The sequence below is a fragment of the Pseudomonas sp. GXM4 genome (assembly GCF_008923895.1).
Lineage (GTDB): Bacteria > Pseudomonadota > Gammaproteobacteria > Pseudomonadales > Pseudomonadaceae > Aquipseudomonas > Aquipseudomonas atacamensis.
Map to the genome: position 1 here is coordinate 74,246 of NZ_WBRZ01000001.1, position 15,190 is coordinate 89,435.

Annotated in this window: 13 protein-coding genes and 1 pseudogene; 6 read left to right on the top strand and 8 right to left on the bottom strand. The window is 58.9% G+C overall.

The genetic code is table 11. The features are described 5' to 3' along the window. Nucleotides 1-91 precede the first annotated feature (91 nt). Nucleotides 92-736: a dTMP kinase gene (locus F8N49_RS00365; protein WP_151550567.1), complete on the top strand. Its 645-nt coding sequence runs from the start codon at nucleotides 92-94 to the stop codon at nucleotides 734-736. A gap of 142 nt (nucleotides 737-878) precedes the next feature. On the opposite strand, the gene F8N49_RS00370 is transcribed toward F8N49_RS00365, so the two are convergent. The 7 genes and pseudogenes from F8N49_RS00370 to F8N49_RS00400 all read right to left on the bottom strand — a co-directional run bounded on the left by F8N49_RS00370 (nucleotide 879) and on the right by F8N49_RS00400 (nucleotide 7,710). Next, entirely contained in the window at nucleotides 879-1,346 is a 468-nt protein-coding gene (locus tag F8N49_RS00370; protein ID WP_151550568.1) for a metallophosphoesterase family protein, read from the bottom strand. A 140-nt stretch (nucleotides 1,347-1,486) separates the two neighbouring features. Continuing rightward, on the bottom strand, nucleotides 1,487-1,708 hold the full coding sequence (locus F8N49_RS00375; protein ID WP_256675368.1) for a hypothetical protein: 222 nt from the start codon (nucleotides 1,706-1,708) through the stop codon (nucleotides 1,487-1,489). A 76-nt stretch (nucleotides 1,709-1,784) separates the two neighbouring features. Next, a pseudogene (locus F8N49_RS00380) lies at nucleotides 1,785-2,068 on the bottom strand (DNA polymerase V subunit UmuC); the annotation flags it as partial. Between the two features lie 733 nt (nucleotides 2,069-2,801). Further along, the gene (locus F8N49_RS00385; RefSeq protein ID WP_151550569.1) at nucleotides 2,802-5,204 is read right to left on the bottom strand and encodes a TonB-dependent receptor; all 2,403 of its coding nucleotides are present in this window, start codon (nucleotides 5,202-5,204) and stop codon (nucleotides 2,802-2,804) included. A 67-nt stretch (nucleotides 5,205-5,271) separates the two neighbouring features. After that, the gene (locus tag F8N49_RS00390; RefSeq protein ID WP_151550570.1) at nucleotides 5,272-6,222 is read right to left on the bottom strand and encodes a FecR domain-containing protein; all 951 of its coding nucleotides are present in this window, start codon (nucleotides 6,220-6,222) and stop codon (nucleotides 5,272-5,274) included. Next, nucleotides 6,222-6,731: a sigma-70 family RNA polymerase sigma factor gene (locus tag F8N49_RS00395; RefSeq protein WP_071172436.1), complete on the bottom strand. Its 510-nt coding sequence runs from the start codon at nucleotides 6,729-6,731 to the stop codon at nucleotides 6,222-6,224. Before F8N49_RS00395 ends, F8N49_RS00390 begins: the two co-directional genes overlap by 1 nt. Nucleotides 6,732-6,813: 82 nt before the next feature. Next, nucleotides 6,814-7,710, bottom strand: coding sequence for a helix-turn-helix domain-containing protein (locus F8N49_RS00400; RefSeq protein ID WP_151550571.1), 897 nt, complete (start codon nucleotides 7,708-7,710; stop codon nucleotides 6,814-6,816). A 162-nt stretch (nucleotides 7,711-7,872) separates the two neighbouring features. On the opposite strand from F8N49_RS00400, the gene F8N49_RS00405 reads away from it, so the two are divergent. The 5 genes from F8N49_RS00405 (at nucleotide 7,873) to F8N49_RS00425 (ending at nucleotide 14,242) form a co-directional block, all read left to right on the top strand. Further along, nucleotides 7,873-9,231, top strand: a complete 1,359-nt coding sequence (locus tag F8N49_RS00405) for a glutamine synthetase family protein (RefSeq protein WP_041480368.1) — start codon at nucleotides 7,873-7,875, stop codon at nucleotides 9,229-9,231. Between the two features lie 177 nt (nucleotides 9,232-9,408). After that, nucleotides 9,409-10,497: a polyamine ABC transporter substrate-binding protein gene (locus F8N49_RS00410; protein WP_151550572.1), complete on the top strand. Its 1,089-nt coding sequence runs from the start codon at nucleotides 9,409-9,411 to the stop codon at nucleotides 10,495-10,497. Next, complete coding sequence (locus F8N49_RS00415) at nucleotides 10,494-11,795, top strand: FAD-binding oxidoreductase (RefSeq protein ID WP_151550573.1); 1,302 nt, start codon at nucleotides 10,494-10,496, stop codon at nucleotides 11,793-11,795. Before F8N49_RS00410 ends, F8N49_RS00415 begins: the two co-directional genes overlap by 4 nt. 222 nt (nucleotides 11,796-12,017) lie before the next feature. Further along, nucleotides 12,018-13,673, top strand: a complete 1,656-nt coding sequence (locus tag F8N49_RS00420; protein ID WP_151550574.1) for an intermembrane transport protein PqiB — start codon at nucleotides 12,018-12,020, stop codon at nucleotides 13,671-13,673. A gap of 17 nt (nucleotides 13,674-13,690) precedes the next feature. Next, nucleotides 13,691-14,242, top strand: a complete 552-nt coding sequence (locus tag F8N49_RS00425; protein ID WP_024012957.1) for a membrane integrity-associated transporter subunit PqiC — start codon at nucleotides 13,691-13,693, stop codon at nucleotides 14,240-14,242. A gap of 5 nt (nucleotides 14,243-14,247) precedes the next feature. Here the strand turns inward: F8N49_RS00425 and xerC are convergent, their stop codons facing one another. After that, nucleotides 14,248-15,186 carry a tyrosine recombinase XerC gene (gene xerC, locus F8N49_RS00430; RefSeq protein ID WP_186569674.1) on the bottom strand — a complete coding sequence of 313 codons (939 nt, stop codon included), beginning with the start codon at nucleotides 15,184-15,186 and terminating at the stop codon, nucleotides 14,248-14,250. Nucleotides 15,187-15,190 lie beyond the last annotated feature (4 nt).

The window sequence follows — 15,190 nt, forward strand, 5'->3', positions numbered from 1 at the left end:
ATTTGAGTTTGGGAGTCCGTCTGAGCAGCAGAGGTTCAACCTGAAAATCCGTTAGAGTGCGCGCTACTCCCCGTTAAAGCCTGTGAGAAAAATGACTCGTCCGCTGTTTGTCGCTCTGGATGGCCCCAAAGGCGTCGGCAAAACCTCGCTGTTGGAGGCCATCACTGAAGTCCTGAGGGCAGACAACCAGAAAGTCATCCGACTGTGCGAGAAAAAAAGCGACCCTTTCAGGGGCGAGACAATGCATCTGGTGAATCGACTCGTCCGACATCCCGACCGGAATCTGGAGCTGGAAGTTTGCCAACGCCTGGCTGATAGCCGCAGTTGGATTTCCCGAAACGTGCTGACCAAACAACCCGCCGATAGCATCATCCTGATCGATCGCTGGTACCCGTCCGATGCCGCGTTTCGCCGGATAGTACCTTTCGCTGAAATCCTGCAATTGAACATTGACCGCAACGTACAGGTGCCGGACCTGCATGTTGGGGTGGTGACGACGGCGGAGATTTCGTGGGAGAGGGCAGGTTCACGCCGGCGTGGCTTGAGCAGTACTGTGCTTCGCGGTCTGGAGGAGCATGTCGCTTGTACTGAGGCGTTTGAGGTGGCCGCTGCCGATCAGGGTTGGTTTTTGTGTCGGAATGAGGGAACGATCGAGGAGGCGACGGGGCGGGTGGTAGGGGAGATTAATCGGGTGATTAGACGCCTCCATGTCGGAAGTGTCAGTCCGCCATGCTGAGCGGCGCGGATCGGATCTAAAACCGCTCTCCTGTCACTTGATCGCACGCTCGACGGCGTTGAGGATCGGTTCGCCGCGAGATAGGTCGGGCCTGGTAGGAGGTGACGTTTCCTGGTTCTGGATCGCAGTAACCGTAGCGATTTCAGGCGGGGGGATCCAGCAGGGAAATCAGGCGCGGCTCGATGCTGTCGGGTTGTATCTCGAGAATTGCCAGCGTGACCGGCAGTTTGAAACGCCGAGGGCCGGCGCTACCAGGGTTCACGTATAGACGATCGCCGCGCCATTCTATGCGCGGTTTGTGGGAATGGCCGGTGATGATGAGCTTTATGTCTGGATCTAGATCGGCGGGGACGTCGGCGATGTCGTGGATAAGGAGAGTGTGCCAGCCGTTGAGAGTGCAGGTCAGGAAGTCGGGGAGGTCTTTGGCCCATGGGCTGCTGAGATCATTGTTGCCGCGCACGGCGTGGACGGGAGCAATTTCGGACAGTTGGGCGAGGATGTCCGGGTTGCCGATGTCGCCGGCGTGGATGATCAGGTCACAGCCTTGGAGCGCGCTGATGGCTTCGGTGCGGAGGAGATTGTGAGTGTCGGATATTAGGGCGGTTTTCATGGGTCAAATCTCCGTGGACGTTTCGGGTAGGAGTGACTGTTTTCGACCCAAAGCTGACCTTCAGATGGGTAAATTTTTTTCATCTCGTGAATGGCATTTTCAAGGACTTTGCGATCCCAGCTAAAATTTTTATGCATTTTTCAGAAACAACGAGCGGTGGTTCGTTGTTCGAACGCTACTCCAGCCTCGTTGTGATCGACATAATCCAGAACTATTTCACCACCATTCTCTAAACCTGCCTGAGCTAATGCATGGTTTTCCGGTACAGGGCCGAGCTGGTCGTATGCAATGGACATCAGCGTCGAAATCTCCTCAAGTGCCTCAACGAAATCGGCCCTCAAGTCGTTGTTAAGGTGGCTCATAACAAACATCCCTTCGATTATGGTGACCTGCGTTCCGTTCCCGTCTTGTCGATTGTTGCCAAAGACCTGGTCTTTGCACACGCGCCTTGATCGGCTCGATCTGTGTGAGTCGTTTGCCAAACATCCGACTGCAGCAAATTTCCTGCTTCGGTGGGTCAGCTTCCCCAGTTCCAAACATGGCGTAACGGCCAGCTCACGAGCAGCATTCTCGATCACCACGCTGAATTTCTGGTGAAGCATCCATGGATCGGCTTTCGCCAAGTCCATGGCGGTCTTGATGCCCATTGTTTCCAGATGAGCCTTCATGCGCTTGCCCATGCCCCAGACTTAGCCGACTTCGTTGTTGCGCAGCGTCCAGTCGTAGCGATTGCCGCATTAGGAGTGGTGGATCTGATATCTAAAGCCTGAGCCATTCACATACATGATTTAACATAATATACATTACACGTAACAAGATATTACGACGTTCGCGTGTAGTCCATGGGATTCGAATCGCTTGTCACGCAACAGCTTCGTTCTTTCCTCAATCTGGCCTCGAATCCTCACCTCGATCCTGTCGATGACCCGATATATGCGCTTGGCGAAATCCCACTAACGCGAACGTTACTGGGATTTCCATTCTTTGGAATGGGTTAGACCGCTTTATGAGGATCTACAAGTCCTCAGTTGGCAGTACACTAACAATTGGGTTGTAAACCTTCCGCTGTACGTTCCTTTTCTCTTCAATCAGTATGTTTCGTCGTATCAGCTGTTCAGGCGTCAATTGCTTCAATTGCTCTGGAGTCAGTTCTATAAGTTCGGCATCGCTGAAGTCTGTCATGGTCGATTCTCTATCAGGGAATGGGATTCGTCACACAACACCTATCATTCGATCCTTGAGGCTTTTTTAAAACTGTAAGAAGTAACAGTTTCTTATGCTCTTTTGCTTTAACCGAAATTACCTGAACGCATAACTCTAAAAAAATTGGCTTAGGTTCTGATTACGCTGGCAAGCCATCTCGATATTCTTAGATGTTTTTGTTAGCTCAACTAAACGGTCATTTAGTGTAGTTAACGTATTTTCGAAGACGATCGATGCACTTACCCCGCTCCATCAGAAGTCTATCGTCGCCGACAGCAGATACGCTCGCGGCGTAGAAAGCGTCAACCCCGGCTCACTATCATCCGAAGCACCCGCCGAGCTCCAATAGCGTTTATCCAGCACGTTTTCGACATTGGCGCGCAAGGTGATCGTCTTCTTGTCCAGCTTGAAAGCATAGCGTGTACCTACGTCGAACCGCTCCCAGGAGTCGATTTCCTTGTCGTTCGCCTGATCCAGATACTGCGAACTCGAATAGATTCCACGACTGGTCAGTGTCAAACCCTGCACAGTCGGTACGTCCCACTCCGCGCCGAGATTGACGTTGTATTTCGGTGTCGCAGGCGCACGGTTGCCGTCGAATGTGCCGTTGGTGGTGTGGGTCAGTTCGCTGTCGATGTACATTACCCCGCCGAGCAACCGGAAGCCTTTGAGCGGTTCGCCAAACACGCTCAGTTCTACGCCGTTGTTTTCGCGTTTGCCGTTCGGGCCGAAGACTCGTGTGGTCGCATTGGTTTCGTAGGCAGGTTGTTTGATGCGGAACACCGCTGCCGTCAGCGCGTATGAGCCGGCGTCGTACTTGGCGCCGACTTCGACCTGGCGGCTGATGAATGGCGGGAAGATTTCGTCTTCGTTGATAGATGTCGATGGCGCGATCTTGCCTTGGCTCAGACCTTCCATGTAGTTGGCGTACAGCGAAAGTTTGTCCGTCGCCTTGAACAGAATCCCGCCCGACGGCGAGACCTTTTCTTCATCGTAGGCCGTGTCGCCCTTGATGCCGTCGCTCCAGTCATCGACTTTGACCCGCTGCCAGCGCGCCCCCAAAGTCAGCAGCAGTCGATCATCGAAGAAACCGAGCGTGTCGGACAAGGCCACGCCGCTGAAGCGATTTTCGGTGTAGACCTTGGCGTCATTGCGGGTCGGCGTGCCGGGTCTGGCTATTTCCACCGGGTCGTAGAGATTGCTGCGCCCGGCCGCGTAACGGGCGCCGCCGTTTTCGAAGTCCATATAAAAGTAATTGGCCGCCAGGTTCACTTCATGGCTGACCGGTCCGGTCTGGAACCAGTTACGAACGCCAGCGGTAGCGGTACGAACGTTCTCGTCGCGAGTGAAGTCGCGCGGCTGAACGCTGAAATCACCGGCGTCGTTGCTCACCGAAACTGCATGGCGCAAGAAGTCATGATTGCTTTTGCGTGCGCCGACGCCGCCATACAGCATGACCGAGTCGCTGACATCGAACTCGCCGTTGAGCGTGCCGAAAGTGTCTTCGGTTCGCGCCCGGCTCCAGGGTTGCGCATAGTTATCGCGCACATCATTGGCGTTCGGCACCTTGGTATTGGCCGCGACTTGCACGCGTTCCTGCGGTGCGTCGGTGTCGCGTTCGGTGTGGCCAATATCGGTGGAAAGTCGCAAGCGTTCACCACGGAAATCCAGACCAAGGACCGCCATGTCGCGATCGACACTCTGATGATCCCATTCGGTATCACCGGACTGTTTGACCCCGTTGAAGCGCAGACCGAATTGGTTTTCGTCACCAAAACGCCGTCCGACATCCACCGCGCCGCCGACTTGATTGTTCGAGGCGTAATTGGCTGTCAGCGAGGTGATCGGCTTGTCGGTCGCGCGTTTCGGCACGACGTTGATCCCCCCTCCTACACTGCCCCGTGGCGAAATCCCGTTGATCAATTGGCTCGGGCCTTTGAGGATGTCGACGCGATCGGCCATTTCCATGTCGATGGTGTACGTCGGCAGGATTCCGTAGAGGCCATTGTAGGAAACGTCGCTGTTGAACAAGCTGAAACCACGAATGGTGAATTGCTCATAGCGGCCACCGGCCGGGTTGGTGGCGCGTACCGAAGGGTCGGTACTGATCAGATCGCCGAGCGTGCGCGCCTGTTGGTTTTTCACCGCTTCGCGGGTGTAGGTGGTCATGCTGAACGGGGTTTCCATGAAATCCCTGGAACCCAACAGCCCTTGCGAGCCCCGCCGCCCGACCTGACCGCCGGCGAATACATCGGCATCCGCTGAACCGCTCGCGCCGAGTATGGATGTCGGCGCAAGTTGCAAGGTGCTGCCTTGCGCTGCGGGCACCAGCGTATAAGCCTGATCGCCGACCGGTTGCAGCTGCAAACCGGAACCCAGCAACAACCGGCTGAACCCCTCCTCCACGCCATATTCACCGGACAAACCATTGCTGTTGCGGCCGCTGACCAGTGCCGGATCCACCGAAAGATTGACGCCGGCCAGACCGGCGAAGCGCGTCAGCGCTGTACTCAGACTACCGGCCGGCACCTGATAACTGCGGCGACTGCCATCGTCGGCCCAGCTCGATTGGATCAACACGGGGCTGGCACTCAGGCTCAGCAAAAGGCTCAACTGCAACAACGGACGCAAACGACCTGGAAATACTGCGGGCATTGGAAGAAGCTCTCGATTTTGTTCACTTGCCTGGAATGACCAGCGAGGCGAAAAAAAGGGACAGGCTTCAGCCGGTTTTTTCTGCGCGCGGTACCAGTGACACCCAAAATCGCGTTCGCGTATGCACATCAACGGGCAAACTGGCTGCCAGCAGTGCCAGCACTTGATCGGTATCGTCGAGGCGAAAGCTGCCAGTGACGCGTAGCGATTCCAGCGCCGGGTCCCAGCGCAGCACGCCCGAGCGGTAGCGACTCAGCTCGCGGAGGAAATTACCCAGTGGCTGGTTCTGCGCCATCAGCACGCCATCGCGCCAACCGGGCATCAACGCATCGAACGCCGTCACCGCCCCGGCGCCCGAAGCTTGCAGGCTGACTTGCTGGCCTTGCTGCAATACCAGCGTCGGGCCGTGCAGTGGCTGCAATTGCACCGAACCACGGAGCACGCAGACCTGGCAATCGCGCGCATTGAGACGCACCGAGATGTCGCTGTGATTGACGATCATCCGCCCATAAGGCGCGTTGACGATAAAAGCCGAATCGCCCGCCACGTTGAGCGCCATTTCACCACGAATGAGTGTCAGCTGACGTGCAGGCAGATCGACATTCACCGCGCTGTCGGTGTTGAGTTGCAATGAAGAATCCTGGGCCAACTGCACTTTGCGCCGCTCGCCAGTGCTGGTGTGCAAATCGGCACGCCAGACCTCCAGCGGCAGCTCGCGTCCGATCAACCACACCGCCGGCACCAGCGCCGCTACGCCCAGGGCACGCTTGAGTGCCGCGCGCCGCGCCGGATCCGGCCGATCCAGGGTGGCCATGGCCAGTGTCGGCGGCAAACCTGCAAAGCGCTGACGCAGTTGCTGGATTTTCTGCCAAGCGTTCTCGTGGCGACTGTCACTGGCGCGCCAATGCTGCAATCGGGCGTGATCTTCATCACTGGCGCCGCCGGATTCGAGCAAGGCCAGCCATTGCGCCGCCGCCCTCGCCACTTCCCGCGTTTCATCGCTGGGGGCAACGCGCATCACAGCTCCACCAGCAAGCAATGCTCGTACGCCTGGGCCATGTAGCGTTTTACCGTGCGCTCGGAAACCTGCAAGCGCTCGGCGATCTCGCGGTAGCCGAGGCCCTCGAGTTGACTCCAAAGAAATGCCCGACGCACCGCACGCGGCAAGCCATCTAGCAATTCATCCAGCGCCTGCAAGGTTTCCAGCAGCAACCAGCGCTGTTCCGGCGACGGTGCGCACGCTTCCGGCAATTGCGCCAAGGCGTCGAGGTAGGCTTTTTCCAGATGGCGTCGCGTGTAGAAATTGCTCAGCAGCCGTTTGCCGACGGTGAGCAGATACGCGCGCGGCTCGCGCAATTCAGCCAGTGGCGGCGCGTTGCACAAGACACGCAGGAAGGTGTCTTGGCTGAGGTCCGCCGCATCCCACGCATTGCCCATGCGCCGGCGCAGCCAGGTTTCCAGCCAGCCACGGTGCTCGCGATACAACTGTTGCAGGCTCTGCTCCGACGGTGATGTGGCTTCAATCATCTCAAGAGACCCTGCGCGAAGGTAGATTCAAATGAGACTGATTCTATTTAACTTCTTCGGGGACACAAAGCCTTTTTGTTGCTTAGCGCTTGAGCGTCTCGCTCGGCAGCTCCTTGAACAGCGCGCGGTAACTGCTGGAAAACCGCCCCAGATGCCAGAACGACCAGCGCATCGCCACTTCGGCAACGGTGGTTTCGCTAGGCCTGCGCTTGAGCAATTCACGGTGCGCACTGTTCAACCGCCTCAGGCGCAACCAGTGGCTCGGGGTCATCCCGGTGTAGGCCTTGAAAGCCTGTTGCAACTGGCGCAGGGGTACGCCGGCAACGTGAGAAAGTTCGAGCAGATTGACCGTGTCTTCCGGCGAATCAGCCGCCCACTCCCCTACTCTTTTGATGATTTGGCGTTCGTTGTTGCGCCGCTGCAATCCGCTGCGATCGAGGCTGGTGTGAGCGTTATCAAGGATGAACAGGCAGTCCTCAAGCAACTGTTGAGTCAGGCGATCTTTATCAAGTAGATCAGCAGCTTGCGACAACTTCGTGAGAATCGAGCTTAACCAGCCGCTGAACAAAGCGTTCTGTCCGCAGTTCAGCGGCGCCATGAACAAACCTTCGAGTTTCGCCACTTGCAAACCGTGCTCGCGGACAAAATCCGGACCGAACACCACAGCGATTTCCCGGTAGTTCTCCGGGGTGATCCAGATGTTGCGGCTCTCTTCGTTGAGCAGATACAGCGCGTTGTCGCTGCGATCAAAACAGAACGCCAGAGCCCCGGATGGCGCACTGAAATTCTGCTCGACCCGGGTGTTCATCTGTTCTTCGTAAACCTCGACGCCCTGCAGATCGAGATAGCGAATCTGCCCGGCGAAATGTCCCGGCGACATCTGCTGGTAATGCTGGACCCAGCCCGGTGTGGCGCGGATTTGCTCGGCCACGTCGGCGGTGTTGAACGCTTGTACCTGGAGCGGATTGCACGTTGTCATGGGGTGACCTTGCGCACTCTTTTGGTGCGCTTTGGTGCTGCTGAAAGTGGATAGATGGAATCGCAAGCCGCGCCCAAGATAGTCGCCAACGCGCCACAGGGGAAGGGGCGGAAGATGAAACCCGCCCTCCCCGGCGTCTACAAAACCAATAACGAGGTCTTTATGAACGCCCCTTTCGATCAGCTGTTCACCTGGCTGAAAGATCACAAGATTACCGAAGTCGAATGCGTGGTCAGCGACCTGACCGGCATCGCCCGCGGCAAGATTGCACCGACCAACAAGTTCCTGCATGAGCGCGGTATGCGCCTGCCGGAGAGCGTGCTGCTGCAAACGGTAACCGGGGATTTTGTCGACGACGACATCTACTACGACCTGCTCGACCCGGCCGACATCGACATGGTCTGCAAGCCGGTTTCCGACGCTGTCTACGTCATTCCGTGGGCAATCGAGCCGACTGCCATCGTCATCCACGACACCTTCGACAAGTTCGGCAACCCAATCGAACTGTCGCCGCGCAACGTGCTGAAGAAAGTCCTGCAGCTCTACACCGACAAGGGCTGGAAGCCGATTGTCGCGCCGGAAATGGAGTTCTACCTGACCCAGCGTTGTGAAGATCCGGACCTGCCGCTCAAAGCACCGCTTGGCCGTTCGGGCCGTGCGGAAAGCGGTCGCCAGTCATTCTCGATCGATGCCGCCAACGAATTCGATCCGCTGTTCGAAGACGTCTACGACTGGTGCGAACTGCAAGGCCTGGACCTCGACACGCTGATCCACGAAGACGGCCCGGCGCAGATGGAAATCAACTTCCGCCACGGCGATGCGCTGGATCTGGCCGACCAGATCACCGTGTTCAAGCGCACCCTGCGCGAGGCGGCGCTCAAGCACAATGTCACTGCGACGTTCATGGCCAAGCCGATCGGCGACGAGCCTGGCAGCGCCATGCACCTGCACCAGAGCGTGGTCGAGATCGCGACGGGCCAGCCGATCTTCGCCGATGCCGAGGGCAACATGAGCGAGCTGTTCCGTCATCACATCGGTGGCTTGCAGAAATACATCCCGAAAGTCCTGCCGATGTTCGCACCGAACGTCAATTCGTTCCGCCGCTTCCTGCCGGACACCTCGGCGCCGGTCAACGTCGAATGGGGCGAAGAGAACCGCACGGTCGGCCTGCGAGTGCCGACATCGGGGCCTGAATCGATGCGCGTGGAAAACCGCTTGCCCGGCGCCGACGCCAACCCGTATCTGGCGATTGCCGCAAGCCTGCTGTGCGGCTACATCGGCATGGTCGAGAAGATCGAGCCGAGCGCGGCGGTCGAAGGCCGGGCCTATGAACGGCGCAACCTGCGCCTGCCCATCACCATCGAAGAGGCCCTGACGCAGATGGAAGACTGCCCGAAAGTCGCCGAATACCTGGGCAGCAAATTCGTCCGCGGTTACGTCGCGGTCAAACGCGCCGAGCATGAAAACTTCAAGCGCGTGATCAGCTCGTGGGAGCGTGAGTTCCTGCTGCTCAGCGTCTGAACGCGCAGCTGTCCCTGTGGGAGTTGTGCAGCGCCTGAGAATTTGATCGTTCCCACGCTCCCGCGTGGGAATGCATCCCGGGACGCTCTGCGTCCCATCCAAAGCCGAACGCGGAGCGTCCGTTGCGGCATTCCCACGCAGAGCGTGGGAGCGATCATTACAAGAAGAGGTGTCGAAATGCGTCTATTGAAATCCGTACTCCCGGTCGCACTGAGCGTGCTGTTCAGTGCCGTAGCCCACGCCGAGCCCCAAGTCAGCGTCTACAACTGGACCGACTACATCGGCGAAACCACCCTCGCCGACTTCCAGAGCAAGACCGGGATCAAGGTGATCTACGACGTCTTCGATTCCAACGAAACCCTTGAAGGCAAACTCCTCGCCGGTCGCACCGGATACGACGTGGTAGTGCCGTCCAACCACTTCCTCGCCCGTCAGGTAAAGGCCGGCGCGTTCGTGAAACTCGATCGCTCGCAGTTACCAAACTGGAAGAACCTTGACCCGAAACTGCTTGAATTGCTCGAGAAAAATGATCCTGGCAATGAGCACTCGGTGCCCTATCTGTGGGGCACCAACGGCATCGGTTACAACGTCGACAAGGTCAAGCAAGTGCTCGGCATCGACCACATCGATTCCTGGGCCGTGCTGTTCGAACCCGAGAATCTGAAGAAGCTGAGCCAGTGCGGTGTGTCGATGATGGACTCCGCTGACGAAGTCTTCCCGGCCATCCTCAACTACATGGGCATGGACCCGCGCAGTGAAAACCCTGAAGACTACAAAAAGGCCGAAGCCAAGCTGCTGAGCATCCGCCCGTACATCACCTATTTCCATTCTTCCAAATACGTGTCGGACCTGGCCAATGGCGACATCTGCGTCGCGTTCGGTTACTCCGGCGATGTGTTCCAGGCGGCCAACCGCGCCAAGGAAGCCAAGAACGGTGTGAATATCGCTTACGCCATCCCCAAGGAAGGCGCCAACCTGTGGTTCGATCTGCTGGCGATCCCAGCCGACGCGAGCAACGCCAAAGAGGCGCACGCCTTCATCAACTACCTGCTAGATCCGCAAGTGATCGCCAAAGTCAGCGCCACCGTCGGCTACGCCAATCCGAACCCGGCGGCCAAGCCGTTCATGGATCAGGAACTGGTCAACAACCCTGAGGTTTACCCGCCGCAGTCGGTGCTCGACAAACTCTACATTTCCTCGACCCCGCCCCAGGCGATCATGCGTCTGATGACCCGGTCGTGGAGCAAAGTGAAGTCGAACAAATGAATCAGCACAGCGCACAACACGCCCGGTCCTGGTACGCAGCTTCTGCACGGACGAGCACGCCCTACCCTGCGCTGGATGGTGATTTGCTTGCCGACGTCTGCGTAATCGGTGGCGGCTTCACTGGCGTCAACACCGCGATTGAGCTGGCCCAGCGTGGTCTGTCGGTGGTGTTGCTCGAGGCGCGACGTATCGGCTGGGGCGCCAGCGGTCGCAACGGTGGTCAGCTGATTCGCGGTATCGGCCATGAAGTCGAGGGTTTCGCCCGTTACGTTGGCCAGGACGGCGTGCGCTATCTGCAGCGCGCCGGCATCGATTCGGTGGATCTGGTGCGCCAGCGCATCACTGAAAACGCCATCGACTGTGATCTGCGCTGGGGCTTTTGCGAACTGGCCAACACCGCCGCGCAATTCGCCGCGTTCAAGCAGGAACAGGCCAGTCTCGCCGAACTCGACTATGCCCACGAAACCAGGCTGGTCGGGCCGGAGCAGATCCGTCAGCAAGTGGTCGACGCCGGAGTGTACGCCGGCGGATTGATCGACATGGGTTCGGGCCATTTGCATCCGCTGGATCTGGTCCAGGGCGAAGCGCGTCTCGCCGCGTCGCTGGGCGTGCGTATCTTCGAGCAAAGTCCGGTGCTGGAAATCCTCCATGGCCCGACCGTCGAGGTGCGTTGCGCCACGGGTTCAGTGCGCGCCGGCAGCCTGGTGCTCGGCTGCAACGCGCATCTGGATGACCTCGAGCCGAAACTCAGCGGCAAGGTGCTGCCCGCCGGCAGTTACATCATCGCCACCGAGCCGCTAGACGAAAGCCGCGCCGCGCTGTTGATTCCACAGAACCTGGCGCTGTGCGATCAAAAAGTCGGGCTGGACTATTACCGACTCTCGGCTGATCGACGGTTGCTGTTTGGCGGCGCTTGTCATTATTCCGGGCGCGATCCGGCGGACATCGCCGCCTACATGCGGCCGAAAATGCTCAAGGTGTTCCCGCAACTGGCCGACGTGCACATCGACTACCAATGGGGCGGCAAGATTGGCATTACCGCCAACCGTTTTCCTCAGGTTGGCCGGCTCAAGCAGCACCCGAACGTGTTTTACGCGCAGGGCTATTCCGGTCATGGCCTCAACGTCACCCATTGGTGCGCGAAGTTGTTGGGCGAAGCCATTCATGCCGGGCACAGCCAGGGCATGGACGTGTTCAGCGGCGTGCCGCACATGACCTTCCCCGGTGGCCCGGCCTTGCGTTCGCCGCTGCTGGCGCTGGGCATGTTCTGGTATCGCCTGCGCGAAATGCTCGGTTAACAGGCGCTTACACTGATCGTTCCCACGCTCTGCGTGGGAATGCAGCCCGGGACGCTCCGCGTCCCACACTCGATGAAAAGATCGCAGGCTTCGGCAGCTCCTGGACTGCAATCGCGTCCCACGCCAGCTATACACATTTGCTCTATCGCCAAGCACTTCTATATTGATGAAGTGCTTTTGCGTTCCTGACGCTCAGTGCCCGATTAATTGAGGAGGACATGGATGAAGTCGTCAGCCAGCGATGAGCCGCGAGCACCCGGTCAAGCGCCGATCAAAACCCGCCGTTTCGCGATTTCACTGGTATGGATCGTGCCGATTGTCGCGGTGCTGGTCGGCATTTCGCTGGTGATTCACAACATCCTTCAGGAAGGCCCGGTCATCACCGTTACCTTCAAGACCGGCGATGGCCTGACCGCGAACAAGACCGAAGTCCGGTACCGCAACGTGGTCATCGGCCATGTCTCCGAAGTCGAACTGGCCAGCGACCATAGACACGTCAACGCCACGATCAAATTGGCCAAGCAGGCCGAAGCCTTCACCCGCGAGGATTCGCAGTTCTGGGTCGTGCGTCCACGCATCGGCGCCGGCGGGGTCTCGGGCATCGATACGCTGCTGTCGGGGGATTACATCGGCGCCGACATTGGTCAGGCCAATACCCGCTCAAAAAACTTCAAAGGTCTGGAGAACCCGCCGCCGATCACCTACGGCGAACCGGGCAAACGCTTTACGCTGCACACCGCAGACCTTGGCTCGCTGGACATCGGCTCCCCCGTTTATTACCGCAAGATTCCGGTTGGCCAGGTCGTGTCCTACGCGCTGGACCCGGACGGCAAAGGCGTCAACATCGAAGTGTTCGTGCATTCGCCCAACGATGCCTACGTCACCGAAAACACCCGCTTCTGGAACGCCAGTGGCATCGACATCAATGTCGGCGCCAACGGCTTTGCGGTGAAAACCGAATCGCTGTCGACCCTGCTGGTGGGCGGCATCGCTTTCCGCGCCCCGGACTACAGCCCCGACGATAAGCCGGCCAGCGACGACAAGAGTTTCGAGCTGTTTGCCAACCAGACCGCCGCCCTCGCCCCGCCCGACGGCAAGGCGCAATACCTGGCGCTGCGGTTTGATCAGGCGTTGCGCGGCCTCAAGGTGGATGCGCCTGTCGAGTTTCTCGGTATCGAAATCGGCCGGGTGGTGGCGGTCAATCTCGACTTTGACGAGGTCAAGCGCACCTTTCCGGTGAATGTCGGCATCGTCATTTATCCGCAGCGACTCGGCCGTGCCCACGCGAAGATTCTCAAGACCTACCATGGCGACGAAAACGACGAGGCCACCGGCGCGCGCCTGATCGGCACGTTCATTGAAAATGGCCTGCGCGCCCAGGCCCGCAATGGCAACCTGCTCACCGGTCAGTTGTATATCTCGCTGGATTTCTACCCCAAAGCGCCGAAAGTCGCGTTCGACCCTAAGGCACGGCCGGTCACCATTCCGACCGTCCCTGGCAGCCTCGAACAGTTGCAGGAAAAACTCGAGGCGATGGTCAACAAGATCAACGCATTGCCGGTTGAACGCATCGCCAGCAACCTCGACGGCAATCTGGTCGAGCTGCGCAAGGGCCTGAAGCAGTTCAACGCCAGGACTCTGCCGGGTGTACAGAGCACCCTCGCCGATGTCAGCAAGACCTTGCAGTCGGCCAATTCGACCCTCGCCGAGGATTCGCCGCAACGTGAGCAACTCACCGAGACCCTCGACGAACTCGGGCGCATGTCGCGCTCGTTGCGAGAGCTGTCGGATTACCTCGGTCGCCACCCTGAGTCGCTGATTCGCGGGCGTCCCGACAACGCCGCGCCGCTGGACCTCAAAGGACCGCCACGCAACTGAGCACAGGAGCTGAATCCATGGCTTTACCGTTGAAGATCACCGTGCTCGCTGCCTTCGTGCTGCTGACTGCGTGCCGTAGCGACCCGATCAGCTTTCACACACTGACCCCGGCGCAACCGGGTGCCAGCCGCAACGGTGCCGACATCGCCATTGAAAGCATCAGCGTGCCGCCACAGGTCGATCGCGCGCAGATTGTGATCCGCCAGGGCAATAGTGGCGTGGCGATTCTGGAAACCGATTGGTGGAGCGCCACCCTTGCCGATGAGTTGCGCGGCGCGCTGATCGATCAATTGAGCAGCGGTGTCGGCCAGCAGCGCGCCTCGGTGCGTATCGACGTGCAGCGCTTCGATTCGATTCCCGGCCAGTACGCCTTGATCGACGTGAAATGGCGAGTGCGCCCGCTGGGTGCTGAAGACGCGGCGCTACTGACCTGTCGCTCGGTGTTGCAGACGCCTTCAGGGCCAAGCATCGAAGAGCTGGTGACTGCGCAACAGAACAACGTCAAACGGCTTGCTGCACAAATCACTCAGGCTGCGACGGCCGCGCGCAATTGCCCTTCATCGGGCTAATCGCGTCACAAATCGAAGCGATCCACTGCCCGCCGGCGCTCGTTGTCATCGCGCACATCGTAGTTGGCGGTCGTCTGGATATTGCTGTGATGCGCGAGTTTCTGCGCGATCGACAGGTCGTGCTCTTCGATCACCCGGGTGATGAATGAACGCCGAAAATCGTGAGGCATGATTTTCACCCCGACCTGCGTACCGCGCTGGCGGGCGATGTAATAGATCGCGTGTTTGGTAATGCGCTCGCGGGTGATGTGGCTGCCCCGGCGAATGCGGTTGAACAGGAATGCATCGTCGCTCTCGCCTTCCTTGAGCTGTGAACGACGCAGTTCCAGCCAGGCGTCGAGCTTGGCAAAGGCCCAGGCCGGCGCGTACTTGATCAGCTGTTTGTTGCCCTTGCCGGTGACGGTCAGGCTGCGTTCGTTGAAGTCGACCTGACTCAGATCCAGATCCACCGATTCCGACTTGCGCATGCCGGTGCCGTACAGCAGCGCTATCACCGCCGCATCACGCAAGCCCTGCGGGCGCGGGTCGGCAGCGCAGACTTCCATCAGTTCGTGAATCAGCGTGCGCTTGAGGTTGCGCCCCTGGGACAGCCGTGTGCCGGCTATGCCCTTGACCGAACGCATCTTCAACAGGTGATCCTGGCTGATCAGGCTCATGCGCCACGCCTCGTTCATCACCCCGCGCACGGCGTTGACGTACAGCGAAGAGGTGTTCGGTGCATAACCGTCGGCACGCAAAGCGGCGACCAGCGCCACCACGTCTTCCGGTTGCAGGCCGTGCCACGGGATTTCTTCGATATCGACGTCTTCGAAACCGAGGCGGTCAGCGGCATCTTGCAGCACATAGCGCATGGTCAACTGGCTGGAAGGTGCCAGTCGCGCCAGGTAAACGGTCAGCGGATTGCTGGTGGACGGTGCAGGTTGGGTACTCGACAAATCACTCAAACGA

Bases quoted from the DNA above. Each gene is read 5' to 3' on its own strand.
- F8N49_RS00365 (WP_151550567.1), top strand. From the start codon at position 92: ATGACTCGTCCGCTGTTTGTCGCTCTGGATGGCCCCAAAGGCGTCGGC.
- F8N49_RS00370 (WP_151550568.1), bottom strand. From the start codon at position 1,346: ATGAAAACCGCCCTAATATCCGACACTCACAATCTCCTCCGCACCGAA.
- F8N49_RS00375 (WP_256675368.1), bottom strand. From the start codon at position 1,708: ATGAGCCACCTTAACAACGACTTGAGGGCCGATTTCGTTGAGGCACTT.
- F8N49_RS00385 (WP_151550569.1), bottom strand. From the start codon at position 5,204: ATGCCCGCAGTATTTCCAGGTCGTTTGCGTCCGTTGTTGCAGTTGAGC.
- F8N49_RS00390 (WP_151550570.1), bottom strand. From the start codon at position 6,222: ATGCGCGTTGCCCCCAGCGATGAAACGCGGGAAGTGGCGAGGGCGGCG.
- F8N49_RS00395 (WP_071172436.1), bottom strand. From the start codon at position 6,731: ATGATTGAAGCCACATCACCGTCGGAGCAGAGCCTGCAACAGTTGTAT.
- F8N49_RS00400 (WP_151550571.1), bottom strand. From the start codon at position 7,710: ATGACAACGTGCAATCCGCTCCAGGTACAAGCGTTCAACACCGCCGAC.
- F8N49_RS00405 (WP_041480368.1), top strand. From the start codon at position 7,873: ATGAACGCCCCTTTCGATCAGCTGTTCACCTGGCTGAAAGATCACAAG.
- F8N49_RS00410 (WP_151550572.1), top strand. From the start codon at position 9,409: ATGCGTCTATTGAAATCCGTACTCCCGGTCGCACTGAGCGTGCTGTTC.
- F8N49_RS00415 (WP_151550573.1), top strand. From the start codon at position 10,494: ATGAATCAGCACAGCGCACAACACGCCCGGTCCTGGTACGCAGCTTCT.
- F8N49_RS00420 (WP_151550574.1), top strand. From the start codon at position 12,018: ATGAAGTCGTCAGCCAGCGATGAGCCGCGAGCACCCGGTCAAGCGCCG.
- F8N49_RS00425 (WP_024012957.1), top strand. From the start codon at position 13,691: ATGGCTTTACCGTTGAAGATCACCGTGCTCGCTGCCTTCGTGCTGCTG.